This is a genomic window from Bosea vaviloviae, from assembly GCF_001741865.1.
In the GTDB taxonomy this organism is placed as follows: Bacteria; Pseudomonadota; Alphaproteobacteria; order Rhizobiales; family Beijerinckiaceae; genus Allobosea; species Allobosea vaviloviae.
Window position 1 is genome coordinate 2,604,688 of the sequence record NZ_CP017147.1, and the last position, 23,741, is coordinate 2,628,428.

23 protein-coding genes are annotated in these 23,741 nt (G+C 66.5%); 15 read left to right on the forward strand and 8 right to left on the reverse strand.

From position 1 onward, the window contains the following. Positions 1–182 precede the first annotated feature (182 nt). Entirely contained in the window at positions 183–926 is a 744-nt protein-coding gene (locus BHK69_RS12150; protein ID WP_069690329.1) for a L,D-transpeptidase, read from the reverse strand. Positions 927–1,552: 626 nt separating this feature from the next. Between BHK69_RS12150 and BHK69_RS12155 the strand changes: the two genes are divergently transcribed. After that, entirely contained in the window at positions 1,553–3,631 is a 2,079-nt protein-coding gene (locus BHK69_RS12155) for a methyl-accepting chemotaxis protein (RefSeq protein WP_148663388.1), read from the forward strand. Positions 3,632–3,670: 39 nt separating this feature from the next. Here BHK69_RS12155 and BHK69_RS12160 read toward each other — a convergent pair whose 3' ends face one another. Both BHK69_RS12160 and BHK69_RS12165 read right to left on the reverse strand, forming a co-directional pair. Continuing rightward, positions 3,671–4,084 carry a globin domain-containing protein gene (locus tag BHK69_RS12160; RefSeq protein ID WP_069690331.1) on the reverse strand — a complete coding sequence of 138 codons (414 nt, stop codon included), beginning with the start codon at positions 4,082–4,084 and terminating at the stop codon, positions 3,671–3,673. A 66-nt stretch (positions 4,085–4,150) separates the two neighbouring features. Beyond that, positions 4,151–5,545, reverse strand: coding sequence for an MATE family efflux transporter (locus BHK69_RS12165; RefSeq protein ID WP_069690332.1), 1,395 nt, complete (start codon positions 5,543–5,545; stop codon positions 4,151–4,153). A 168-nt stretch (positions 5,546–5,713) separates the two neighbouring features. Between BHK69_RS12165 and BHK69_RS12170 the strand changes: the two genes are divergently transcribed. The 6 genes from BHK69_RS12170 to BHK69_RS12195 all read left to right on the forward strand — a co-directional run bounded on the left by BHK69_RS12170 (position 5,714) and on the right by BHK69_RS12195 (position 13,909). Then, positions 5,714–7,177, forward strand: coding sequence for an amidase (locus BHK69_RS12170; protein WP_069690333.1), 1,464 nt, complete (start codon positions 5,714–5,716; stop codon positions 7,175–7,177). 62 nt (positions 7,178–7,239) lie between these two features. Beyond that, positions 7,240–8,469 carry a M20 family metallo-hydrolase gene (locus BHK69_RS12175; RefSeq protein WP_069690334.1) on the forward strand — a complete coding sequence of 410 codons (1,230 nt, stop codon included), beginning with the start codon at positions 7,240–7,242 and terminating at the stop codon, positions 8,467–8,469. A gap of 167 nt (positions 8,470–8,636) precedes the next feature. After that, positions 8,637–10,049, forward strand: coding sequence for an amidase (locus tag BHK69_RS12180; RefSeq protein ID WP_069690335.1), 1,413 nt, complete (start codon positions 8,637–8,639; stop codon positions 10,047–10,049). Positions 10,050–10,270: 221 nt separating this feature from the next. Beyond that, on the forward strand, positions 10,271–11,869 hold the full coding sequence (locus BHK69_RS12185; protein ID WP_069690336.1) for an ABC transporter substrate-binding protein: 1,599 nt from the start codon (positions 10,271–10,273) through the stop codon (positions 11,867–11,869). 184 nt (positions 11,870–12,053) lie between these two features. Further along, positions 12,054–12,995, forward strand: coding sequence for an ABC transporter permease (locus BHK69_RS12190; RefSeq protein WP_069690337.1), 942 nt, complete (start codon positions 12,054–12,056; stop codon positions 12,993–12,995). Positions 12,996–13,072: 77 nt separating this feature from the next. Beyond that, the gene (locus BHK69_RS12195) at positions 13,073–13,909 is read left to right on the forward strand and encodes an ABC transporter permease (RefSeq protein WP_244548519.1); all 837 of its coding nucleotides are present in this window, start codon (positions 13,073–13,075) and stop codon (positions 13,907–13,909) included. A gap of 148 nt (positions 13,910–14,057) precedes the next feature. Here BHK69_RS12195 and BHK69_RS12200 read toward each other — a convergent pair whose 3' ends face one another. After that, on the reverse strand, positions 14,058–14,357 hold the full coding sequence (locus BHK69_RS12200; protein ID WP_069690338.1) for an antibiotic biosynthesis monooxygenase: 300 nt from the start codon (positions 14,355–14,357) through the stop codon (positions 14,058–14,060). Between the two features lie 164 nt (positions 14,358–14,521). Between BHK69_RS12200 and BHK69_RS12205 the strand changes: the two genes are divergently transcribed. The 7 genes from BHK69_RS12205 (at position 14,522) to BHK69_RS12230 (ending at position 19,951) form a co-directional block, all read left to right on the forward strand. Then, the gene (locus tag BHK69_RS12205) at positions 14,522–15,463 is read left to right on the forward strand and encodes an N-carbamoyl-D-amino-acid hydrolase (RefSeq protein ID WP_069690339.1); all 942 of its coding nucleotides are present in this window, start codon (positions 14,522–14,524) and stop codon (positions 15,461–15,463) included. Between the two features lie 166 nt (positions 15,464–15,629). Beyond that, a complete protein-coding gene (locus BHK69_RS12210) occupies positions 15,630–16,043 on the forward strand; it encodes a hypothetical protein (RefSeq protein ID WP_148663389.1) in 414 nt (137 codons plus the stop codon). Positions 16,044–16,098: 55 nt separating this feature from the next. Further along, on the forward strand, positions 16,099–17,265 hold the full coding sequence (locus BHK69_RS12215) for an amidohydrolase/deacetylase family metallohydrolase (protein ID WP_069690341.1): 1,167 nt from the start codon (positions 16,099–16,101) through the stop codon (positions 17,263–17,265). A 133-nt stretch (positions 17,266–17,398) separates the two neighbouring features. Then, positions 17,399–17,710 carry a hypothetical protein gene (locus BHK69_RS31935; protein ID WP_148663390.1) on the forward strand — a complete coding sequence of 104 codons (312 nt, stop codon included), beginning with the start codon at positions 17,399–17,401 and terminating at the stop codon, positions 17,708–17,710. A gap of 119 nt (positions 17,711–17,829) precedes the next feature. After that, positions 17,830–18,408 carry a GNAT family N-acetyltransferase gene (locus BHK69_RS12220; protein WP_244548481.1) on the forward strand — a complete coding sequence of 193 codons (579 nt, stop codon included), beginning with the start codon at positions 17,830–17,832 and terminating at the stop codon, positions 18,406–18,408. Next, positions 18,405–18,863, forward strand: coding sequence for a RidA family protein (locus BHK69_RS12225; RefSeq protein WP_069690343.1), 459 nt, complete (start codon positions 18,405–18,407; stop codon positions 18,861–18,863). The genes BHK69_RS12220 and BHK69_RS12225 overlap by 4 nt, the downstream gene beginning before the upstream one ends. Beyond that, positions 18,860–19,951: a D-TA family PLP-dependent enzyme gene (locus tag BHK69_RS12230; protein WP_069690344.1), complete on the forward strand. Its 1,092-nt coding sequence runs from the start codon at positions 18,860–18,862 to the stop codon at positions 19,949–19,951. Before BHK69_RS12225 ends, BHK69_RS12230 begins: the two co-directional genes overlap by 4 nt. 28 nt (positions 19,952–19,979) lie before the next feature. Here BHK69_RS12230 and BHK69_RS12235 read toward each other — a convergent pair whose 3' ends face one another. The 3 genes from BHK69_RS12235 to BHK69_RS12245 form a co-directional block, all read right to left on the reverse strand. Continuing rightward, entirely contained in the window at positions 19,980–20,495 is a 516-nt protein-coding gene (locus BHK69_RS12235) for a DUF2345 domain-containing protein (protein ID WP_069690345.1), read from the reverse strand. A gap of 148 nt (positions 20,496–20,643) precedes the next feature. Beyond that, on the reverse strand, positions 20,644–21,174 hold the full coding sequence (locus tag BHK69_RS12240; protein ID WP_069690346.1) for a chromate transporter: 531 nt from the start codon (positions 21,172–21,174) through the stop codon (positions 20,644–20,646). Next, positions 21,171–21,758, reverse strand: a complete 588-nt coding sequence (locus BHK69_RS12245) for a chromate transporter (RefSeq protein WP_069690347.1) — start codon at positions 21,756–21,758, stop codon at positions 21,171–21,173. The genes BHK69_RS12240 and BHK69_RS12245 overlap by 4 nt, the downstream gene beginning before the upstream one ends. A 121-nt stretch (positions 21,759–21,879) precedes the next feature. Here BHK69_RS12245 and BHK69_RS12250 point away from each other — a divergent pair, with 121 nt between their 5' ends. Continuing rightward, complete coding sequence (locus tag BHK69_RS12250) at positions 21,880–22,821, forward strand: LysR family transcriptional regulator (protein WP_425285567.1); 942 nt, start codon at positions 21,880–21,882, stop codon at positions 22,819–22,821. 180 nt (positions 22,822–23,001) lie between these two features. On the opposite strand, the gene BHK69_RS12255 is transcribed toward BHK69_RS12250, so the two are convergent. Next, complete coding sequence (locus BHK69_RS12255) at positions 23,002–23,730, reverse strand: DUF1028 domain-containing protein (protein WP_069690349.1); 729 nt, start codon at positions 23,728–23,730, stop codon at positions 23,002–23,004. Between the last annotated feature and the right edge of the window lie 11 nt (positions 23,731–23,741).

Below are 23,741 nucleotides of genomic sequence, written 5' to 3' on the forward strand. Positions count from 1 at the left end.
CATCTCCTCTCGTTCTGGGCGGCGCGGTCGCGCCGCCGCATCAAGAGGTGGTGGGTGCATGTGACGGTATCAAGGCCGAAGGGTTTTCGAGCGAGGCGGATACCGGTTCTCGTGAAGAAAACGCGTCAAGGCGACATCTTGCGGCCATGTCCGATCCAGCCGGATCGGACATGGCCCTGACCTCACATCAAGTCGGAGGTGAACTCGTCGAAGTTCTCGCCCTCGGCCGGCTTCAGCAGATTGCCGCGGTTCAGCACGACGACGGTCGTCCCGGTCGGCACCCGGCTGTGCAGGTCGATGATGTCCTGGTTGAACATCCGGATGCAGCCGCTGGAGACCGATTGGCCGATCGACCAGGGCTCGGAAGTGCCGTGGATGCGGTACATCGTGTCGCGGTCGCCCTGGTAGAGATAGAGCGCGCGTGCGCCGAGCGGGTTGTCGAGGCCGGCCTGCATGCCGCCGGCCCAAGGGCGGTTCTTTTCCGGATCGCGCGCGATCATCGCCGGCGTCGGGGTCCAGCGCGGCCAGCTGGCCTTGCGGCCGACGGTGGCGCGGCCGCGCCAGGACATGCCCTGCTTGCCGACGCCGATGCCGTAGCGGATGGCGCGGCCGTTCTCGCGGACGAGATAGAGGAAGCGGTTGTCGGTATCGACGACGATGGTGCCGGGCGCCTCGCGGGTCGGATAGGAGACCTCGCGGCGCAGGAACCTCGGATCGACCTCCGAGACGTCGGTTGCCGGCAGCGGATAGGTCTCGTCGGGCTGCTCGCCATACATGGCAAGGTATTCGGGGCTGACGCCCGGCGCGTGCGCCGCCTCGAAGGGCTCCTGCCGCGTGCTCACGCAGGCTGCGAGCAGGAGCGGCATCAGCAGCGCCGCGAGGCGCTTGAAGGGGAAGCTGGCGAAGGCGGAGGGCGCGGGGGACATGGATGGGGCTCGACGGGTGAATCTGGCGGGCGGCAACGAAAATCTAGAGCATTGCGCGAAAAAGGGGGTACCGGTTTTTCGCGTGAGCAAGGCTCTAAACTTTTAGAATCGATCACGTTTTCTCGTATTCGGACGGAACCGTCCGAATACGACGTGATCTAGGAGCGACGTTCAAGTTTCACGCCATCTCCGACGCCTCCTTACAAGGTGGGCGACATGGCCGTGGGGTGAACAGTGCGTGGCGAAATTGTGGCGGACACAAGCTGTGACGAATCAGCAACAATCGCAGTCCCTATACGGGCGGCGAGAAGTGTCCTGCAATCATTGCGCGAAAGCGCGGGGCCCCTGGACGGTTCATTCAGCCAAAACAAGCCGAAGGGCGCGAATTTTAAGCGTTTGTTTAGCGCTTTCGCCGCGAATCGAGAGATGTCGCAACGGCATCCCGCAGCGATCGATGTTCCGGCTCCCGCGCATGAAGCGGCGAATCGCGCATGGGTCGGATCCCTCGGACGCAATGCGACTGCGACCATGCCGATGCCTAATCATTCAACAAGAAACCGGCCGGGTCCGATGCGCCAGACATGCGCCCTGATTCACCGGACCAGCAGGCCGGGGAGGCCGGGTCCTTGAAATCCATCCGCATCAAGATCGTCGCGATGCTGGCGATCGTCGCCGCTGGAGCGGTCGGCTCGGCCGGGCTCAGCCTCTACGCCTTGTCGCGAGCCAATGACCTCAACCAGCGCTCGAGCGTGCAGGGCGACATCGCGTTGTTGACCGAGCGGCTCAATGGCATCGTCACCGGCGTGGTGATGGAGGCACGCGGCATCTACATGTCGAAGACTGCGGCGGAGGCTGAGCCTTACGCCAAGGGCATCGAGAGCCGCGTTGAGCAGTTGCGCAAGCAGACCGCCGGTCTGAGGCTGCTTGCCCCGGCAGATGCGCGTGTGGCGCAGATCGAAAAGGCGATCGGCGAGTTCATCACCTTCCGCTTGGAGACCGTCCGCCTTGGCCGCGACGTCTCGACGGCGGCGGCCAACGCCCAGGGCAACAACGATCTCAACCGTGCCAACCGCAAGGCGCTGAACGACGTTCTCGCTGCCTTCGGTGCACAAAACGAGGCCGCCGGCAACGCGCTCGGACAGGAGGCCGATGCCTTCACCAAGCAGGTGCAATGGATCTTGCCGACCGTGCTGCTGTCGGCGCTGCTGGCCTCGCTGGCAGCGGCCTTGCTGTTCGCACAACGTTCGATCACGCGGCCGCTGATCGATCTGGGCGGCGTCATGCAGCGCCTGACCGCTGGCGACACCAAGCTCGACGTGCCTCATGTCGCGCGCCAGGACGAGATCGGCGCGATGGCGCGCGCGGTTTCAGTGTTGCGCGAGAGCACCGAGCAGGTTGCGGTGCTTCAGGAGCAGGAGCGTGCGGCTTCCGCCGCTCGCCTGGCGCGGGCGCAGTCGATGGAGGCCGTGGTCTCCGATGTCGGCGATGTGGTCGCGGCTGCGGCATCGGGTGATTTCTCGGCGCGGCTCGAAATCGAGCATGCCGATGCGCAGATGCAGAAGCTGGTGGCGGGGATCAACGAGATCAATGCGGTGGTCGACAGCGCCACATCCGAGTTCGCGGCCGCCCTGCACGCGGTTGCGGGCGGCGACCTGACCTCCCGGATCGAGACCGCCTATCGCGGCAAGTTCGCCGAGCTCAAAGGTGCGATCAACGAGACGGTCGACCGCCTGTCCTCGACGGTGCGCACGATCCAGGTAACCTCTGCGGATGTCGGCTTGGCCGCCCGCGAGATCACCATGGGCGCCGATGATCTGTCCAAGCGCACCGAGGAGCAGGCGAGCTCGCTGGAGGAGACCGCAGCCACGACCGAGGAGCTCGCAGCCTCGGTGAAGGCCTCGGCCCAGGCCTCGAAGCAGGCGGCCGCGATCGCAACCGAGGCGATGCAGGCGGCGCAGACGGGCGGCACGATCGCCGGCCAGGCGGTCGACGCCATGGCCCGGATCGAGAGCGCCTCGCAGAAGATCTCCGACATCATCCGGGTGATCGACGACATCGCCTTCCAGACCAATCTCCTGGCGCTGAACGCGGCGGTGGAAGCCGCGCGCGCCGGCGATGCCGGCAAGGGCTTTGCCGTGGTGGCAAGCGAGGTGCGCACGCTGGCGCAGCGCTCGGGTGCTGCCGCCAAGGACATCTCCGGGCTGATCTCCTCGTCCAATGCCGAGGTCGGCACTGGCGTCACGCTGGTGCGCCAGGCCGGCGACGCCCTGACCCAGATCCTGGCGGCCTCGCAAAAGGTCGCAGCCACCATCGCCGAGATCTCGGCAGCCTCGGGCGAACAGGCCAACGGCATCGACGAGATGAGCCAGGCCGTCGCCCATCTCGACGAGATGACGCAAGCCAATGCGGCGCTCGCCGAACAGAGCGCGGCCTCGGCCGGGTCGCTCTCGGGCCGCATCGTCCAGCTCAATGACCTCGTCGCCGCCTTCAGGACGGGTCCGGAGGGCGCTACCGCCTCACCGGCCAGCTACGCTCCGGCCGCGGTGAGGGCGGCCCCGGCCGGCACGGCTTCCGAGCCGGCGCGCCTGCGCAAGCTCGCCGAGGCCGCCTTCGGGCAATCTCGGGCGCAGGCTCCAGCCAGATCCGCTCCGGCGAAGAAAGTCGTCAACAGCCGCGCCAGTGACGCTGGCTGGGAGGAGTTCTGACACGGGGAGGCGGGCCTATGACGGCTGACGCCTCCTCGTTCAGTCCTCGTGGCTCGCAGCGATCATGATGCTGGCGATATCGGCATAGAGCCGGGTCCAGGCCTGCTCGACGCGCGGCGTGAACGCGTCGCCCAATGAGGTCCGGAGCGTCCAGATCAACGCCTCCCTGACGCTGTCGTAGTGGCTCTCCTTGACGCCGTAGCCCTTGTGCTGGCGGCCGAGCCTGCGCAGCAGGATGGCGAGCCCCTCCCTGTCGTTGAGCGTGGCGAGGGCGACCGTCAGCGTCTCCATCAGCTTGGCGCCCTGTGCCTTGATGTCGCCCTTGAACAAGGGTCTGACCTCGGGCGCGATTTCGAAGAGCCGGTTGTAGAAGATCGCGCCGGTCTCGGCCTTGCGGCGGTGGAGATGGGCGAAACTGTCCCGGATGCGCTGAACGTCGTCGTCCTTGTACATGATCTGCCTCCCCCCAAAGGCGGAACGTGCGACGCAGTAACGATAGCACGGATCGCGCCGATGCAATCAGGGGGTGGTGACGAGGCCGAGCCTGTCGCGGGCCCGCCAGCGGCCGAGCATCAGGACCGCGACGATGGCGAGCGCAATCGCAAGCCCGATCCAGATGCCGATACCGGCGAGCGGCGTGAAGAAGCCGAGCGCGACCGAAAGCGGCAGTCCGATCGCCCAATAGCCGAGCCCGGCGAAGAGCATCGGCACCCGCGTGTCGCCGAGCCCCCTGAGAAGGCAGGAGCCGACGACCTGCGCCCCGTCGGCGATCTGGAAGATCGCGGCATAGAGCAGGAAGGAGGCGGCCAGCGCCGCGACCTCGGCCGCGCCGGGCTTCTCGATATCGAGGAAGGGAACGACGAGCCATTGCGGCGCGAACAGCATGACGAGCGCGGTCAGGGCCATGAAACCGATGCCCAGCGCGAGCGCCGTCGTGCCGGCCCGCGAGACGCCGTCCCTGTCGCCGGCGCCAAACGCCCGGCCGACCCTGACCGTGGCAGCCTGGCCGATGCCCATCGGCACCATGAAGGTCAGCGAGGCGATCTGGATCGCGATCGCATGGGCCGCGAGCGAGGCCGGGCCGATCAGCCCCATCAGGAAGGCCGCGCCGTTGAAGATCACCACCTCGAAGGCGAGCGTCGTGCCGATCGGCAGGCCCATCCGCCAGAAGGCCCAAAACCGCGGCCAGTCCGCCACCCAGAAACGGCCGAACAGGCGGTAGCGGCGAAAGCGCCGGTCGACGCTGACGACCAGGCCCAGGCCGAGCATCATCAGGGCCGAGGACAAGGTCGTCGCCAGCCCCGAGCCCGGCAGGCCGAGCGCGGGAAAGCCGAGCCGGCCGAACATCAGGCACCAATTCGCCAGCGCGTTGAACCCGACGGCGAGCAGAACGACGACGAAGGCGGCGAAGGGGCGTTGCAGGGAGGCGACGAAGCCGCGCAGCACGAGAAAGAGAAAGAACGGCAGCAGGCCCCATTGCAGCGTCCGCACATAGGAGGCTGCAGCCTTCGCCAGTGCCGCGTCCTGGCCCATTGCGCGCAGGATCGCCTCGGCCTGCCAGAGGAACAGCCACATCGGGCCGACCAGCGTCACAGCGGCCCAGAAGCCCTGCCGCACCGTGCGGCGCAATTCGCGCACGGCGTGGCGGTTGCGGCCGAGTTCGATCGAGATCATCGGCGGCACGGCCGCCATGACGCCGATGCCGAAGATCAGCACGGCCATGTAGAGATTGGAGCCGAGCGCGCCGGCGGCCAATGCGTCGGGGCCGAGATGGCCCATCATCATCACATCCGTCGCCGTCATCGCGTTCTGCGCGACATTGGTCAGCACCAGCGGCCAGCTCAGCGCGAGCATGGCCCTGGCCTCGGTGAGCCAAGGGGCCGTCTGGCGGAGCGGGAGGGCGAGGTCTGACATGGGGCGTCGCTTCTAGCCGCCTTGGGCGTTGGGGGACAGCCGCCTGCACGCCGGGCCGCCCCGCGTGATGCGCCCTCCGCACAGGCTCCGTCCGGAAACGCCGCTGGCGGGGTGCGCGGGCTGCGGCCATCATTGGCGCGATTCTTCCCGGCAGGAGACAGGCCAGGCATGCCAGATACAGTCAGCAGTGCGGCGACCAGCGATATCGTGGCGCTGGATGCGGTCGCGCTTTCGCAGGCGATCCATGCGCGAAAGCTCTCCTGCGTGGAGGTGATGGCGGCTTTCCTCGACCAGGTCGAGCGGCTGAACCCGCGCGTCAACGCGATCGTGGCGCAGCGCGAGCGCGGCGATCTGCTGAAGGAGGCGGCGGTGCTCGATGCCGAGCTCGCGGCCGGCCATTCGCGCGGCTGGATGCATGGCTTCCCGCAGGCGATCAAGGATCTCTCAGCCGCCACGGGTTTCGCGACCACGCAGGGCTCGCCGCTGTTCAAGGACATCATCGCGCAGACCGATGCGATCTTCGTCGAGCGGATGAAGGCCGCCGGCTCCATCATCATCGGCAAGACCAACACGCCCGAATTCGGGCTCGGCTCGCAGACCTTCAACCCGGTCTTCGGGGCGACGCGCAACGCCTATGACCAGAGCAAGACCTCGGGCGGCTCCAGCGGCGGGGCCGCGGTCGCGCTGGCGCTGCGCATGCTGCCCGTGGCCGATGGCAGCGACCATGCCGGTTCGCTGCGCAATCCCGCCGCCTTCAACAATGTGCTGGGCCTGCGCCCGAGCTATGGCCGGGTGCTGTCGGGCACGGATGAGGTCTTCATCCCGCAACTGGGCGTGGCCGGGCCGATGGCGCGTAAAGTCCGCGATCTCGCGGCGCTGCTCGCGGTTCAGTCCGGCTATGATCCGCGCGTGCCGATGTCCCTGCGGGAGGATCCGGCGGTCTTTCTCGGGCCGCTGGAGCGCGACGTCACGGGCTTGAAGATCGGCTGGCTCGGCGATCTCGGCGGCCATCTGCCGATGGAGGAGGGCGTTCTCTCCCTGTGCCGGCAAGGCCTGGCGGCGTTCGAGGGCATGGGCGCGATCGTCGAGGATGTCGCGCTCGGTTTCGATCCGGAATCCGTCTGGCAGGCCTGGCTCAAACTGCGCGCCTGGCAGGCGGGCTCGGGCCTTGCCCCCGTCTATGCCGATCCGGCCAGCCGCGACCTGCTCAAGCCCGAGGCGCGCTGGGAGGTCGAGCAGGGGCTCAAGGTCTCGGCCTTCGAGGTGATGCAGGCCTCGGGTCTCCGCTCGCGCTGGTACCAGCATCTCCATGGGCTCTTCGGCCGCTACGACATCCTGGTCCTGCCTAGCGCCCAGGTCTTCCCCTTCTCGGTCGAGACGCCATGGCCCAAGGAGGTCGCCGGCCGCGCCATGGACACCTATCATCGCTGGATGCAGGTGGTGATCCCGGTGACGATGTCGGGCTGCCCGGCGCTCAGCGTGCCCGTCGGCTTCAACGCGGCGGGCCTGCCGATGGGCATGCAGCTCTGGGGGCCGAACCAGTCCGAATTGCTGCTGCTCCAGATCGCGCAGGCCTATGAGGACGCGACCGGCTGGGTCGACAGGCGCCGCCCCGGCTTGCTCGACGGGTGAGCGGCTTGCATCTTGCCTGGGCTGCGCGCAGCGGCGATGGCCTTCACGGAGACTTGAGACGAATGAGCAGCAACCTGCGGATCGACGGCGCGCGGCTGGTGTCGCGCCTGACGGCGCTCTCGATGATCGGCGCGACGCCCGAGGGCGGCTGCCGGCGCCTCGCCTTGACCGATGAGGACAAGCAGGGCCGCGATTGGCTGGTCGGGCAGATGCAGGCGCTCGGGCTCGAGGTGAAGATCGACGCGATCGGCAACATCGTCGGCATCCTGAAGGGGCAGCAGGAGGGGCCGGCCGTCATCATGGGCTCGCATATCGACACGGTCGGCACCGGCGGGCGCTTCGACGGCGCGCTCGGCGTCATCGCCGGCGTCGAGGTGCTGGCGGCGCTGCGCGACGCTGGCCTAACCCCCAAGCGCGACATGGCCGTGATCGCCTTCACCAATGAGGAGGGCGCGCGCTTCCACCCCGACATGCTCGGCTCCTATGTCTGGGCCGGCGGCATGAGCGTTGCTGCGGCCCATGCGGAAACCGATTCCGAGGGCGTCGGCCTCGGCGCCGAACTCAGGCGCATCGGCTATGAAGGGCAGGAAGCGCCGGGTTTCCTCGAGGCGCATGCCTATCTCGAAATGCATATCGAACAGGGGCCGGTCCTCGAGAGCGAAGGCGGCGGGCTTGGTGCGGTCACCGGCATCCAGGGGATTTGCTGGCTCGAACTGACGCTGAAGGGCCGGCCGAGCCATGCCGGCACGACGCCGATGGCCTATCGCAAGGATCCGGGCCTGGCGGCGGCGCGGATCAACATCTTCGCCAATGAACTGACCAAGACGATCCCCGGGCAGCTCGCCAATTCCGGCGTCATCCGCGTCCAGCCCGGCAACGTCAATGTCGTGCCCGAAACCGTGGTGATGTCGCTCGATCTGCGCAATCCGCTCGACGCACCGCTGGCGGAGGCCGAGGCTGCCCTGCGCAAGTTCTGCGCGGAACTCGCCGAGCGCGACGGCATCGCGATCAGCTTCCGCGACCTTGCCCGGTTTCCGGCGACGCCCTTCACCGAGGAGCTGATCGCCAGCGTCGAACAGAGCGCGGCCGAATTCGGTCTGCCGATCCGCCGGATGATCTCGGGCGCGGGGCATGACGCGCAGATGATGTCGCGCCTGTGCCCGACGGCCATGGTGTTCATCCCCTCGATCGGCGGTCTCTCGCACAACCCGGCCGAATTCAGCACCGACGACGACATGGTCGCCGGCGCCAATGTCCTGCTCAGCGCCGCCTGGCGCGCGGCGAATGCGTAGCACTTTGACAATAATCGCTCAGCCTCGCCGTCATCCCGGACAAGCCGCGTAGCGGCGCCGATCCGGGATCCATCGGAGGGCTCCGGAGCTCTATGATGGATCCCGGGTCTTGCGCCCGGGATGACGAGGAGGTTCCAATGCTCATGACTTGAACGACAGGCCGCCTCATGACCTCGATCTCCACTTTGTCCGCCGCCGAACTCCAGCCCCTCTATGCCAGTGGCGCGCTTTCGCCCGTTGCGGTCGCCAAGGACGCGCTCGAGCGCATCGAGCGCTTCGAGCCGGAGGTCAACGCCTTCACCGTGCGCGACGACAAGGTCACGCTCGCCATGGCGGAGGCCGCCGAGGCGCGCTACCGCAAGAAAGAGCCGCTCGGTCCGCTCGACGGCGTGCCCGTGACCATCAAGGACAATATCGGCGTCGCCGGCTGGCCGATGCGGCGCGGCTCGGCCGTGGCCTCGGGCGCTCCCTGGCCCGAGGATGCGCCCGCCACCGCCCGGCTGCGCGAGGCGGGCACCGTCTTCCTCGGCAAGACGACGATGCCGGAGTATGGCTGGAAGGGCGTCGGCGATTCCCCGCAATCGGGGATCACGCGCAATCCCTGGGGCACGGCAACAGGCCCCGGCGGCTCGTCGTCCGGCGCCGCCGTTTGCGCCGCGCTCAATCTCGGCTGCATCCATATCGGCTCGGACGGCGCCGGCTCCGTGCGCATTCCGGCCGCCTTCACCGGCGTGGTCGGCCTCAAGCCGACTTTTGGCAGGGTGCCGGCCTTTCCGGTTTCGACCATGGGCTTCCTCGCCCATCTCGGTCCATTGACCCGCACCGTGACCGACACCGCGCTCGCCATGAACGCGATTGGCCGGCCCGATGCCCGCGACATGACGGCGGTGCTCAGCGAGACGCTGGACTATGTCGCGGGCCTGCCCGGCGGCGTGAAGGGTTTGCGCCTCGCCTGGTCGCCGAAGCTCGGCGGCGATGTCGCCGTCGATCCCGAGATCGCGGCGCTCACGAAAGCGGCAGCGCTGGCGTTCCAGGAGCTCGGCGCGACGGTCGAGGAGGTCGATCCGGGTTTTGCCGACCCGATCGAGACCCTGATGACGCTGTGGGGGGCGGGAGCAGCGCTGGCCTTGCGCAATGCCGGCCCGGACGATCGCAAGCGGATGGATCCGGGCCTCGTCGCGGTGGCGGAAGCCGGCGAGAAGGTGTCGGGAACGGCCTATGTCGATGCGCTGCTCAACCAGCGCAATGCGCTTGCGCACCGCATGGCGCAATTTCATGCACGCTTCGATCTGCTGCTGACGCCGACGCTGCCGCTGCCGGCCTTCGAGGTCGGGCGGGACACGCCTGCCCATGGCGGTTATGGCGAGGATTGGACGCGCTGGACCCCGTTCACCTACCCCTTCAACATCACGCAGGCGCCGGCGATTTCGCTGCCTTGCGGCCTGACGAAAGCCGGCTTGCCGGCGGGCCTGCAGATCGTCGGCGCTTTCGGGAGGGATGCGTTGGTTTTGCGCGCAGCGGCTGCATTTGAATTTGCAAGGCCTTTCGCCCGGGTCGATGCGCCGATCAAATCGATTTAGTCGGATATTCTGCAATTTTCTGCCTGCAGGGCAGCCGCGCGGGCAGAGATTGCCGAATTCCGCTCGCTTCCTGCGGGTCGGTCCCATTTGGCACGAAGTCTGCAAGCGGTCCGCCGGCCAAGAAGGGCCGGTCAAGCGTGTTGTCAGCGCAGAAGTTTTCTGCCCAAACTCGCGCCAAGGTCGCCCGCGCAGAGGTTGCCGTTTCAGGGGAGTCGTGAGTGATGGACCGCAGGACATTTTTGAAGACCGCCGTGGGGACAGGCGCCCTGGCCGCCTCCGGTGGGTTGGCCATGCCGGCCCTGTCGCAAAACGCGGCAGCCAAGACCCTGCGCTTCGTGCCGCAGGCCAACCTCGCCAATTTCGATCCCATCTGGGGCACGCAATATGTCGTGCGCAACGCGGCTGCCCTGGTCTGGGATACGCTCTATGGCATCGATTCGAAGTTCCAGCCGCAGCGCCAGATGGTCGAGTCGGAGACGGTCTCCGCCGACGGGCTGGTCTGGACCTTCAAGCTGCGCCCGGGCCTCAAATTCCACGACGGTGCGCCGGTCACCTCCAAGGATGTCGTCCAGAGCCTGAAGCGCTGGCAGGCCCGTGACCCGATGGGCCTGATGATCAAGGCGATCGAGGTCGAGCTCGCCCCGGTCGACGACATGAGCTGGAAGTGGACGCTCAGCAAGCCATACCCCAAGATGCTGCTGGCGATGGGCAAGAACAACGCGCCCTGCACCTTCATCATGCCCGAGCGCATCGCCAAGACCGATCCGTTCACGCAGATCACCGAATATATCGGTTCGGGCCCGATGAAGTTCGTGCGCAATGAATGGGTGCCCGGCGCCAAGGCGGTGTTCGAGAAGTTCACCGATTACGTGCCGCGCTCGGAGCCGGCCGACTGGCTCTCCGGCGGCAAGAAGATCCTGGTCGACCGGATCGAATGGGTGATCATGCCCGACCCGGCGACGGCGTCGGCCGCGCTGCAGAACGGCGAGGTCGACTGGTGGGAGACCCCGCTGTCGGACCTCGTGCCCGTGCTCAAGGCCAACAAGAACGTCAAGGTCGACATCGGCGATCCGCTCGGCAATGTCGGCGCCTTCCGCATGAACCATCTCTTCCCGCCCTTCAACAATGTGAAGGTGCGTCGCGCGGTGATGACCGCGCTGAACCAGGAAGATTACATGCGCTCGATCGTCGGCGACGACGACAAGCTCTGGAAGAACATGCCGAGCTATTTCACCCCCGACACGCCGCTCTACACCGAGGAGGGCGGCGACATCCTGAAGAAGCGCAATGTCGCCGAGGCCAAGAAGCTGCTGGCCGAATCCGGCTATAATGGCGAGCCCGTGGTCTGCGTCGTCGCGCAGGACATGGCCGCCACCAAGTCGATGGGCGACGTCACCGCCGAACTGCTCAAGAGCATCGGCATGAAGGTCGATTTCGTCGCCACCGACTGGGGCACCGTCGGTGCGCGCCGCGCCCAGAAGACGCCTCCCAGCCAGGGCGGCTGGAGCATGTTCCACACCTGGCATGCCGGCGCGGACTGCACCAACCCCGCCGCCTACACCGCCATCCGCGCCAATGGCGACAAGGCCTGGTTCGGCTGGCCCAATATCCCGGCTGTCGAGACCGAGGTGACCAACTGGTTCGAGGCCAAGGATCTGGCCGAGGAAAAGGCTGCGATCGCTAGGCTGAACAAGGCGGCGATGGAGGAGGTCGTCTACGCGCCGACCGGCTTCTATCTCGGCTACCAGGCCTGGCGCTCGAATGTCTCGGGCGTCACCAGCGGGCCGCTGCCCTTCTTCTGGGGCGTGTCGAAGGCCTGATGGCGGGGGCAGCTTTCGTGGCTGCCCCGGTCCACCCCGGACGAGCGGCGAAGCTGTGCGGGGATCTATCGCAGAGTGCCGGAGCTCCCCGAGGGACCCCGGCACTTCCCTGGACGTGAGCCGCCGGAATGGCGGCTCACGTTGAAACAGTTCTGATCGACCATAACCAAGGCTAAGCGCCAGAATGCTCGCTTTCATCGTCAGACGGATCATCACGACCATACCCGTGATGGGTTTCGTCGCCCTGTTCGTCTTCTCGCTGCTTTACATCGCGCCGGGCGATCCCGCCGCCGTGATCGCCGGCGACCAGGCCTCGCCGGCCGATGTCGAGAAGATCCGGGCCAGCCTCGGTCTCGACCGACCCTATCTCATCCGCTTCGGCGAATGGTTCTACCATGTGCTCCAGGGCGATCTCGGCACCTCGATCTTCACCTCGCTGCCGGTGACGCAGCTCATCGCCCAGCGCATCGAGCCGACGGTCTCATTGATGCTGCTGACGCTGGTCTTCGCGGTCGTCGTCGCCGTGCCGATGGGCGTGATCGCGGCCTGGAAGGCCGGCACCTGGATCGACCGCTGCGTCGTCGGCTTTGCCGTGTTCGGCTTCTCGGTGCCGGTCTTCGTCGTCGGCTACATGCTCGCCTATGTCTTCGCCCTGAAGCTCGATTGGGTGCCGGTGCAGGGCTACACGCCGATCTCGCAAGGCATCTGGCCCTGGTTCAAGAACCTGATCCTGCCCTCGATCACGCTCGGCTTCGTTTATATCGCGCTGATCGCGCGCATCACCCGGGCCACCATGCTCGAAGTGCTGCAGCAGGATTACGTCCGCACCGCCAGCGCCAAGGGCGTCGAGCAGCGCAACGTGCTCTTCGTGCACGCGCTCAAGAATGCGGCGGTTCCGGTGATCACCATCATCGGCATCGGCGTGGCGCTCCTGATCGGCGGCGCCGTCGTCACCGAGAGCGTCTTCGCCATTCCGGGGCTGGGGCGGCTGACGCTCGATGCGATCCTGCGTCGCGACTACCCCGTGATCCAGGGCGTCGTGCTGATCTTCTCCTTCGTCTACGTCCTGGTGAACCTGCTCGTGGACCTCATCTATACTCTGGTCGATCCGAGGATACGGTATTGACAGCTCAATCCAACACCATCGCCGCCCCGCTTGCGGCTCCCGCCGGCAGCGAACCTGTTTCGCCGCCCGACACCGTTTTGTCGCCCAAGAAGCGCTCCTATCTGCGCAAGCATCCTGCGGTCACGGTCGGCGGCATTCTCCTGCTGCTGATGATCCTGATCGCGATCTTCGCGCCCTTGCTGTGGACCGTCGATCCGACCGCGATCTCAACCTCGCGCCGGACGCGCGTGCCGTCCGAGCTCTACTGGTTCGGCACCGACATGCTCGGGCGCGACATCTATTCGCGTGTCACTTATGGCGCGCGGGTCTCGCTGCTGGTTGGCTTCAGCGTGGCGACCCTGGCCTCCGTCATCGGGCTGGCCGTGGGCCTCTTCGCCGGCTTCGTGCGCTGGGCTGACGGCATCGTCATGCGCGTCATCGACGGCATGATGTCGATCCCGCCGATCCTGCTCGCCATCGCGCTGATGGCGCTGACGCGCGGCTCGGTCCAGAACGTCATCATCGCCATCACCATCGCCGAGATCCCGCGCGTCGCCCGCCTGGTGCGCAGCGTCGTGCTCTCCTTGCGCGAGCAGCCCTATGTCGAGGCGGCGATCTCGCAGGGTGCGCGCGTGCCGCGGATCATCTTCCGCCACATCCTGCCCAACACGGTCGCGCCGATGATGGTGCAGGCGACCTATATCTGCGCCAGCGCCATGATCGTCGAGGCGATCCTGTCCTTCATCGGCGCGGGCGTGCCGCCCTCGACGCCGTCCTGGGGCAACATCATGGCCGAGGGCAGGGCGCTCTGGCAGGTCAGGCCGCATATCATCTTCTTCCCGGCGCTGTTCCTCTCGATCACCGTTCTCGCGGTCAACCTGCTCGGCGATGGCCTGCGCGACTCCCTCGATCCACGGCTGGCCAAGAGCTTGTGACCGGGGAGAGCCTGTGACCGAGCTTTGCGTAACGGTCGCGACACATGCGCCGGTGGCGTGGCCGGCCATCCCGGTATGGCGAGGGCGCGCGGCGACGCGGCTGCGCGACCCCCGCGCATCCTGCGCCCGCGTACCGCGCGCGTCGCGGTCAGGCGTTGAGGTCGACCACCTCGTCCCCGGACACCGCATCGGTGACGCCAAGGCCGCCGCCGAGATCCTCCAATGTGTCGCGAAAGCTGTTGAGCGTCGCGATCATCTCGGGGCGCGCGGCCTTGATCGCTGCGGCATCAGCCCATTCGCCGATCAGGCAATAGGAGCGGTCGCCGGTTTTGATGATGTGCCCGTTGATGAGCCCGGGCCACTGCGCCTTGCCGTCGCGATGGGCTGCGAGAAACCCCTCGTCCTGGCCCGGCTTGACGCGGAATCTGACGACGTTGAACGTGGTCATGGTTTTGCTCCTCCCGCCGCGCGGGCGCCTGGCGGCGGTTTGGAGCCGCGCGGGCCGGCAGCAGGTGGACGCTACCGTTACGTCACGCTCGGCGCAATATGCGTTCCCGCGGCGTCCCGATCACTGAGGCCCGCCAAAACGGATCGACGGAAAACTCTGCTGCCATGACCCGTATCCTGACCGTCGCCGCGGCCCAGCTCGGGCCGATCCAGCGCGATGAAAACCGCGCCTCGGCCGTTGCCCGCATGATCGAACTGATGCGCCAGGCCAAGGGCCATGGTGCCGATCTCGTGGTTTATCCCGAGGCCGCGCTGACCGCCTTCTTCCCGCATTGGTGGATCGAGGACGAGGACGAGATCGACAGCTATTTCGAGAGCGCTATGCCCGGCAACGAGACCGCACCGCTCTTCGCCGAAGCCCAGCGCCTCGGCATCGGCTTCCATCTCGGCTATTGCGAGCTTGCCTTCGAGGAGGGCCGCAAGCGCCGCTTCAACACCGCGATCCTGGTCGACAAGACCGGCGCGATCGTTGGCAAGTACCGCAAGATCCATCTGCCCGGCCATCCCGAGCATCGTCCCGACGCGCCGTTCCAGAATCTGGAGAAGTGCTATTTCGAGACCGGCAATCTCGGTTGGCCGGTCTGGCGCACGATGGATGCCAATCTCGGCATGATGATCTGCAACGACCGGCGCTGGCCCGAGAGCTATCGATCGATGGGCTTGCAGGATGTCGAGCTGATCGTGCTCGGCTACAACACGCCCAAGCACAACCCGCCGGCGCCCGATCATGACCGACTCGGCAACTTCCACAACCAGCTCGTGATGCAGGCCGGCGCCTATCAAAACGCGAGCTGGGTCGTCGGCGTCGCCAAAGCGGGGCTGGAAGCCGGTGTCGACCAGATCGGCGGCTCCTGCATCATCGCGCCCACCGGCGAGGTCGTGGCGCAGGCCGTGACCGAGGGCGACGAACTCGTCGTCGCCCGCTGCGACATGGATCTCGGCAAGAGCTACAAGAACTCCACCTTCAATTTCGCCAAGCATCGCGAACCGGAGATGTACCGGTTGATCGTCGAGCGGAAGGGCGCAATGGGGCCAGAGGGAGGATGATGCCATGTCCACCGAGCCATTGAACAAGGATTGTTTCTTTCCGCCGAAACTCGCGACCCATGAGCGGGCTGCTCGAGGCTTTTCCGCCCAGGGGCAAAGCGGCGGGATGTCCCATGTTCAGCGCGTCCATCTGACCGTCGGACAGAATTATTTCCGCTTTTGCGACATGGCGCGCTTCGCCGCCGATCCTGCCCGCGCAACTGCCGGCGGCTGGTGGGCGGAGTATGAGGTTTTTCTCAAGGTGAAGCGCGCTGCCGCCGCCTCCGCGACCATGCAGGACTATGCCAGGAGGCAGGGCCAGGCTGCATTGAGCTACGCCGCCAAGTTGTATTTCGCGATCCCGTATGAATGGGGAGATTGCGGTATGGTCGTCGTCGCCAGGCTGACCGATCGCCTCGACGCATTCAAGGGCAAAGGCCTTACAGCTTATCTCGGTGCTTCGGATCCGCGCGACGGCGGAGCGAAATACACTCCGATCCAGGATCCGAGCATCTCGCAACTCTATGTCCCGGAGTTGCATCTTCACTTCGCCAAGGCCTTCACGATTGTCGACAAGGGCCCGGCCACAGCGTTTGCGTGAGGGAACCCTCGCGCGACATGTCCAGATCGATCTCCAGCCACTGATTGAAAGCCACATGACCCACGATCTCATCCTCAAGGGCGGTCGCGTCATCGACCCCTCCCAGAAGCATGACGGCGTCCTCGATGTCGCCTTCACCGACGGCAAGGTCTCGGGCTTCGGCAAGGACCTGAAGGGCGCCAAGGAGGTCCGCGACGTCTCCGGCTACATCGTCACGCCGGGCCTGATCGACCTGCATACCCATGTCTATTGGGGCGGCACCTCGCTCGGCATCGACGCCGACGAGTTCTGCCGGGCGTCCGGCGTCACCACCTCGGTCGACACCGGCTCGGCTGGCCCCGGCAACTGGCCCGGCTTCCGCAAGCATGTCATCGAGAGGAGCCAGGCCCGCATCCTGGCCTATCTCCACGTCTCGCATGCCGGCATCTATGGCTTCGACCACCGCGTCATGGTCGGCGAGAGCGGCGATCTGCGGCTGATGAACCCGATCGACGCCGTCGCGGTCGCCGACGCCAATCGCGACCTCATCGTCGGCATCAAGGTTCGCGTCGGCCTGCACGCCTCGGGCGATCAGGGCACGGTGCCGCTCAACATCGCGCTGCAAGTCGCCAACGAAGTCGGCATGCCATTGATGTGCCATATCGACCATCCGCCTCCGTCCTATGAGGAGGTGGTGAACATGCTGCGACCGGGCGATGTGCTCACCCATGCCTTCCGCCCCTTCCCGAATGCGCCCTGCACCGCGCAGGGCACGGTCAAGCCCGAGGTGCTGGCCGCCCGCAAGCGCGGCGTCATCTTCGACATCGGCCATGGCAAGGGTTCGTTCTCCTTCAAGACGACGCGGGCCATGCTGGCCAACGGTTTCGAGCCGGATGTGATCTCGTCTGACGTGCACAAGCTCTGCATCGATGGCCCGGCCTATGACCAGGTCACCACCATGTCGAAGTTCCTGCTGATGGGCATGAGCCTCAACAATGTCATCGCCGCCTCGACCGTGAATGCGGCGATGGCGCTGAAGCGGCCCGAATACGGTTCGCTCAAGGTCGGCTCGCTCGGCGACGCGACGATCCTGACCGTCAAGGAAGGCAAGTTCGACTATGCCGACGTCACCGGCGAGCACATGACCGGCGACAGGAAGATCGTCTCCGAGGGCGTGGTGCTGAAGGGCGCCTGGTGGCACCCCAAGCGCAGCAACAAGTTCAAGAAGGTCGCGGCCGCCTGAGCGCGGGCCCTCGCCGCGGCGCATCGTTCGCATTCGGACGGTTCCGTCCGAATGCGACGTGATCTATGGGTGTAACGTCTCTCGGAGCCGACGGAGGATTCTGATGCTAAGGAATCGAAGTGGCCTTGCTGTCGTGACCCTGTTTCTGTTGTCCACCCCGGCTGGGGCGGAGAACCTTGATGTTCTGCAAGGGAAATTTGCGTTCAACTGGCATTCAAATCCTGGTCGCCAGAAATGCGTCAAGGTGACGGGGCCGTTGCTGACCAGTTTCAAATCGACCGGGTATCGTTGTGACCTGACCACACGATCGAATACCTCCTCGGGTGCAAGTGCCCGCACATGCACCGAGGTGAAAGGTCAAAATCAAAAAGAGTATCTGGTTTTCGACACGTTGCGAGCCTGCGAGCGCGAGCGGAAGACACAAGAGTCGAATGGCGAAGGTTGATTTGCCTCTTTCCGAGGGGAAGGCATCCTTCGGTCGGACTGCATGCGTTTTCAGCGCGAAGGCCGTCCTAGAGCCGGATCAATGCGAAAAACCGGTGCCCACTTTTTTGCATCCTGCTCTTGCGCCGGCCTGAGCCCGTCTCGGGTATCGCGCTGACCCACCCGTCCCCACCACGCTGGCGGGCGATGACGGCTGCCGACCTGCCCTGCGTCCTGGCGGTCGCAGCGCAGGCTCATCCCGGCTATCCCGAGGACGAAGCCGTTTTCACCGAGCGCCTCGCGCTGTCCGCGCAAGGCTGCCTCTGCCTGGAGGAGACCGGCCTGGAGGAGAGCGGCCGCGTCGGCGGCTATGTTGTGAGCCATCCCTGGCTGCTCGGCCAGGTTCCGGCGCTCAACAGCCAGCTCGGCGCGCTGCCAGATTCGGCCGACACCTATTACATCCACGATCTCGCTCTGTTGCCGCAGCTGCGCGGCAGCGGTGCGGCCAACGAAGTCGTCGCGCAGCTGGTACGGCTTGCGCGCGGAGCAGGCTTCGCCAGCCTGGCGCTGGCCGCCGTCAACGGCTCGGCCGGCTTCTGGCGGCGTCACGGCTTTCGCGAGACGCATGACGCATCGCTTGATCGCAAGCTCGCGAGCTACGACGATGCGGCCCGCTACATGGTCCGCGATCTTGCGACCGACGAGGGGAAACCAGAATGAGTGCCGAAGACAAGCTGAAGGGGTTGGGACTGACGTTGCCCGACGTGCCGACGCCGGTCGCCACCTATGTCAGCTTCAAGCAGGTCGGCGACATCGTCTACCTCTCCGGCCAGGGCCCGAAGCGGGCGGACGGCACCTATCCGACCGGCAAAGTCGGCAAGGACGTCACGATCGAGGAAGCCTACGAGCACGCCAAGCAGACCGGCCTCGGCCTGCTCGCTGCGATGAAGAAGGCGACTGGCTCGCTCGACAAGGTCGAGGTCATCAAACTGCTCGGCATGGTCAACGGCGCGCCGGATTTCGCGGACCAGCCCAAGGTCATCAATGGCTGCTCGGACCTGTTCGTCGCGGTGCTCGGCGAGCGCGGCCGGCATGCCCGCTCGGCCGTGGGCATGGGCTCGCTGCCCAACAACATGACGGTCGAGATCGAAGTGATCATCAAGGTGCTGCCATGACCGCGCTGGCCCAGGAGACGCTGAAGGACGAAATCGCCCGCGTCTACGGCACGCCGGCCGTTGTCATCGACCTCGACAAGGTCGAGGCCAACATCGCCCGGCTCCAGGCCGTCTGCGATGCGAAGGGCGTCGCCAACCGCCCCCATATCAAGACGCATAAATCGCCCGAGCTCGCCCGCCTCCAGGTCGAGGCCGGCGCGCGCGGCATCACCTGCCAGAAGCTCGGCGAGGCCGAGATCATGGCTGATGGCGGCATCGACGACATCATGGTCAGCTACAACATCCTCGGCGAGGAGAAGCTCGGCCGGTTGGGCGCGTTGCAGCGGCGCGTGCGCATGATCGTCGCGGCCGATAATCCGGTCACCATCGCCGGCTTGCCGAAGGCGGCCGAGATCGCCGGCCGCAATCTCGAGGTCGTCGTCGAATGCGACACCGGCCGCAAGCGTGCCGGCGTCGAGACGCCGGGCGAGGCGGTCGAGCTCGCCAAGCTGATCGCGGGCTCCAAGGGCCTGACCTTTGCGGGCTTCCTGATGTACCCGCCCGAGGATGGCTGGGAGCGCACGCAGATCTTCCTCGACACGGCCAATGCCGGCCTGCGCGAGGCGGGGTTGGAGGCCGGCATCGTCTCGACCGGCGGCTCGCCCAACATCCCCAATATCGGCAAGCTCAAGGGCGCGACCGAGCACCGCTCCGGCACCTCGATCTTCAACGACCGCATGCAGGTCGCGGCCGGGGTCGCGACGCTGGAGGATTGCGCGCTTTCAGTCTACGCCACGGTGGTCAGCCGGGCCGGGCCTGAGCGCGGCATCCTCGATTCCGGCTCGAAGACGCTGACCAGCGACACAGGCGGCCTCGACGGCCATGGCTACATCCTCGAATATCCGGCGGCGAGGATCGCGAAATTCGCCGAGGAGCACGGCTTCCTCGATCTTGCGGCCAGCAATGAGCGGCCCGATGTCGGCGAGGTCGTGCGCATCATCCCCAACCATGTCTGCGTGGTGGTGAACATGGTAGACCGCTTGATCACCGTGCGCGGCGACAAGCTCATCGGCGACATGCCGGTGGCGGCGCGCGGCAAGCTCACCTGATCGCGGCGGCTGTTGGTCCTGTTGAACCTCAGTTCTGCAGGACCTTCGCGCCTTTGATCACGACGTCGCCGCTGCCCTTGACGTCGATCTTGCCGCTGCCCTTGATGTCGATGTCCTTACCTTGGACCCTGATCGAGCCATCCTTCTTCATGTCGATCTCGGCGTCGCCGGCCTCTAGCGCCACTCGCTCGCCGGCGGTGATGGAGAACGTCTTTCCGACGCTGACATCGACATCCTTCATCAGCGACGCGCTCAGTGTGTAGCCCGCCAGCGAGATGGTGTGAGAGCCTGCGATGGTGATCGCCGCGGCTACCCTGACATCGAGGGCGGCCGAGGTCTTGAGCGAAAGAGAGGAGCCGGCGCTGATCGCGGTCGCGCCGCCTGAGGTGACCTGCACCGCGCCTCCCGCCGTGATGCTGAGTGAGCCCTCTGTCCGGATCTTCAGGCCGGACGGGCTGACGTCGATCACCTGCCGCAGTGCCTGCAGCTGGGCTTCGAGGCTCGCGATCCTGCGGGCGAGCATGTCGCTTTCGCCAGGTGCCATTGCTCTGTTCCTTCCCCATGCGATGCCCGGCGCGGGGGGTGGATGCGCCGGCCGGGACCGCCGGCTCAATCGCGCCAGAGTGGCGGCCGCTTGTCAATCTTCCGGATGCTGCGCGTTCCAGGCTGCCGCATAGTCGGTGCAGAGCCGGTCAGATCTGTCCGACGCCGCTGAGCCCGACCAGAGCGCCGAAGGCGAGCACCAGCAGCGGGTGCAGGCGCGTCGTCAATGCGGCGATGGTGCAGACGGCGACGATCGCGGCCAGGATCCATTCATGGGCCGAGGCCTGGGTGATGACCGCTGCGCTCGCGGTGACGAGGCCCACGGTCATCGGCACCAGCCCGGCCTGCACGATACGGCGCCAGGGCCGGTCCTTGAAGCGCTCCCAGAGCTGCATCGCGATGCCCGTCAGCAGGGATGAAGGACCGAACTTCGCCAGCGTGGTGACGAGGACGCCGGGCCAGCTCGCAACATGCCAGCCGACCAGCGGCACGATCATCATGTTGGGCCCGGGCGCCGCCTGGGCGAGGGCGAACATTGCCCCGAATTGCTGCGCAGTCATCCAGTGATGGATCTCGACCACCTGCCTTTGCATCTCCGGCAGGATGGTGTTGCCGCCGCCGAAGGCGAGCAGCGAAAGCTGCGTGAAGATCAGCGCCAGCGCGATCAGGACCGAACTCATGGGGTGTTCTCCCCCTTGTCGAGCTTCCAGCTGGCCAAAACGCTGATCGGCGCCAGGACCAGCATCGTCGCAAGCAGCGGCAAGCGCAGGATCGCGATGGCAAGGAAGCAGAGCAGAGCGATCGCGATGCCGGCCGGCTTGCGGCGCAAGGGCAGGGCGATCTTCACGGCCATGGCGACGAGCAGGCCGGCAGCGGCCGCCGCCAGCCCGGCGAAGAGATGGCGGATATGCGGATCGTCCTGGTAGTGGTCGTAGAGGATGCCGAGCCCGATCACGATTGCGGTGGGCGCCGCGATCAGGCCCAGCAGCGCGGCGAGCGCCCCAAGCGGGCCGCGAAATTTCAGGCCGATCGCCACCGACATGTTGATGATGTTCCCGCCCGGCAGGAACTGGCAGAGGCCGAGCAGGTCGGTGAACTCCTTGCCGCTCATCCAGTGGCGTTGCTCGACGACCATGGTCCTGGCCAGCGGCAGGACCCCGCCGAAGCCGATCAGGCCGAGGAAGAGAAAGCCGCTGAAAAGCTGGGCGACGGTCGGTTCCGTGCGAGCGATTTCGGGATCTGCGAGGCTGGCTGGGGTGCTCATGGTCTGTTTCAGGCCGTCCACCGATGCGGAAGGGGAGGGCCAGGAGCATCCATATGCTTTCAAGAACAGTGCGTCTAGTATATGAAATACGCAAGATCCATACTTACAGAATATGGCTATGATCGAACTGCGCCATTTCCGTTATTTCGTGGCGGTCGCCGAAGAGGGCCATGTGACGCGGGCCGCCGCGCGCCTGGGGATCCAGCAGCCGCCGCTCAGCCAGCAGATCCGCGCGCTGGAGAGGGAAGTCGGCGCGCAATTGTTCCGCCGCCTGCCGCGCGGCGTCGAACTCACCGATGCCGGGCGCACGCTGCTGGAGAAGGCGAGGCTCGTCCTGTCCGATGTGGAGCTGGCGCTCGATGCCGCGCGGCGCACGGCGCGCGGCGAGCAGGGTCAGCTCGTCATCGGCTTCACCAGCTCGGCTGCGTTTCATCCGCTGGTGGCGTCCGTGGTCCGTCTGCTGCGCCAGACCGTGCCGGGCGTCACCTTGGCGCTTCGCGAGGGCAATACCAGCGATCTGATCGGGGAGCTGCGCTCCGAGCGCCTCGACGCGGCCTTCATCCGCTCGCCGGTCGAGCGCCCGGTCGGGCTTGTGGTCGAGCCGCTGCTGGCGGAGGAGATGCTGGTCGCGCTGCCCGACCAGCACGCCATCGTGGAACGCTTGGCCGGGCGCTTGGCGAAGCGCGCGGGCCAAGGGATGCTGGAGGGGCGTATCGCTCTGGCCGAACTGGCGCAGGAGACCTTCATCCTCTATCGGCGTCCCTCGGGTCCGGGCCTCTATGACAGCATCATCGCCGCCTGCCGCGCCGCCGGGTTTAGCCCCCGGATCGGCCAGGAAGCCCCGCAAATGGTGTCGACGCTAAGCCTCGTGGCGGCCGGCCTGGGCGTCTCGATCATTCCCGCATCGATGGCCCGTCTCGAGACGAACGGCATCGCCTATGCCCGTCTCGATGACCTGCCCCGGCTGACCGCGCCGCTGCATCTGGCCTATCGCGAGGAAAAGCCCTCCGGTGCGCTGGAGCGCTTCATCGACTGCGTCAGGCGCAGCGGCGACGTGATCTAGGTTTTAGTACCTTCCAAGCCGTCGTTGCGAGCACAGCGAAGCAATCCAGGGGGACGTCGAGCTCTGCCGCTCCTGGATTGCTTCGTCGCTTTGCTCCTCGCAATGACGGTGCGGGTCAGGCTTAAATCAGCCCCTGGAGCCTTGCGCGAAAAACCTGATCGAGCGCCGGCACGGCCGGCCTCACCCCTCCGGATGCCGCGCGTTCCAGGCCGCCGCATAGTCGGTGCAGAGCCGGTCGAGCTCGACGCGGTCGGTGACGCCGGCTGGCCTGGCACGCGAGGGCGAGGCCTGCTGGAACGGCACATAGCGCTGATGCGCGATGCGCCAGAGCCGGCGCAACTCGACGAGCGGGTCGGCATGGTCGTCGACGCGGATGTCGAAGCTCGGCATCGGCTCGCCGGCCCAGATGCGGATGGCGCAGGATTGCCGCCCGCGCTTGTCGCCGCCGGCCTTCTCGCCGGCCTCGAGCGCGACCAGCAGGCGCTCGTCGAAATCGAGCGCCGACGCCGCGATATAGGCCTTCAGCGTCTCCTCGATCACTTCCGGCCCGGCCAGCATGTTGCCGGCGACGGAGATCTGCGGACCGTGCACGGCCCCGCACCAGTCGATGCAGGCCGAGCCGGTGTAAGCGGCGATCTTGCCCTCGCGGTCGATCACATGAAGCTGGCGATGGGCGCGGCCGTCATCGGCGGCCGTCAGCGTCGCGATGATCTCGACGGCGGAGCGGCCCTCCTGCAGCAGCCTGAGGCCGTCGACCCCGTAGAGCGGGTTGACGAAGGCCTGGGTTGCGATCGCCCCGATGCGCCCGCCGCCATAGGGCACGCGCGAGCCCACGGCGAAGGCGCAGGTCGAGACGGCGACGCCATAGGCGCCGGTGGCGGCGTCACGGGCGACGATGGACCATGTCATATGTGCAGCCC

Coding starts and splice junctions, on each gene's coding strand:
- BHK69_RS12150 (WP_069690329.1), bottom strand. CDS start 926: ATGTCCCCCGCGCCCTCCGCCTTCGCCAGCTTCCCCTTCAAGCGCCTC.
- BHK69_RS12160 (WP_069690331.1), bottom strand. CDS start 4,084: ATGTACAAGGACGACGACGTTCAGCGCATCCGGGACAGTTTCGCCCAT.
- BHK69_RS12165 (WP_069690332.1), bottom strand. CDS start 5,545: ATGTCAGACCTCGCCCTCCCGCTCCGCCAGACGGCCCCTTGGCTCACC.
- BHK69_RS12170 (WP_069690333.1), top strand. CDS start 5,714: ATGCCAGATACAGTCAGCAGTGCGGCGACCAGCGATATCGTGGCGCTG.
- BHK69_RS12175 (WP_069690334.1), top strand. CDS start 7,240: ATGAGCAGCAACCTGCGGATCGACGGCGCGCGGCTGGTGTCGCGCCTG.
- BHK69_RS12180 (WP_069690335.1), top strand. CDS start 8,637: ATGACCTCGATCTCCACTTTGTCCGCCGCCGAACTCCAGCCCCTCTAT.
- BHK69_RS12185 (WP_069690336.1), top strand. CDS start 10,271: ATGGACCGCAGGACATTTTTGAAGACCGCCGTGGGGACAGGCGCCCTG.
- BHK69_RS12190 (WP_069690337.1), top strand. CDS start 12,054: ATGCTCGCTTTCATCGTCAGACGGATCATCACGACCATACCCGTGATG.
- BHK69_RS12200 (WP_069690338.1), bottom strand. CDS start 14,357: ATGACCACGTTCAACGTCGTCAGATTCCGCGTCAAGCCGGGCCAGGAC.
- BHK69_RS12205 (WP_069690339.1), top strand. CDS start 14,522: ATGACCCGTATCCTGACCGTCGCCGCGGCCCAGCTCGGGCCGATCCAG.
- BHK69_RS12210 (WP_148663389.1), top strand. CDS start 15,630: ATGGCGCGCTTCGCCGCCGATCCTGCCCGCGCAACTGCCGGCGGCTGG.
- BHK69_RS12215 (WP_069690341.1), top strand. CDS start 16,099: ATGACCCACGATCTCATCCTCAAGGGCGGTCGCGTCATCGACCCCTCC.
- BHK69_RS12225 (WP_069690343.1), top strand. CDS start 18,405: ATGAGTGCCGAAGACAAGCTGAAGGGGTTGGGACTGACGTTGCCCGAC.
- BHK69_RS12230 (WP_069690344.1), top strand. CDS start 18,860: ATGACCGCGCTGGCCCAGGAGACGCTGAAGGACGAAATCGCCCGCGTC.
- BHK69_RS12235 (WP_069690345.1), bottom strand. CDS start 20,495: ATGGCACCTGGCGAAAGCGACATGCTCGCCCGCAGGATCGCGAGCCTC.
- BHK69_RS12240 (WP_069690346.1), bottom strand. CDS start 21,174: ATGAGTTCGGTCCTGATCGCGCTGGCGCTGATCTTCACGCAGCTTTCG.
- BHK69_RS12245 (WP_069690347.1), bottom strand. CDS start 21,758: ATGAGCACCCCAGCCAGCCTCGCAGATCCCGAAATCGCTCGCACGGAA.
- BHK69_RS12255 (WP_069690349.1), bottom strand. CDS start 23,730: ATGACATGGTCCATCGTCGCCCGTGACGCCGCCACCGGCGCCTATGGC.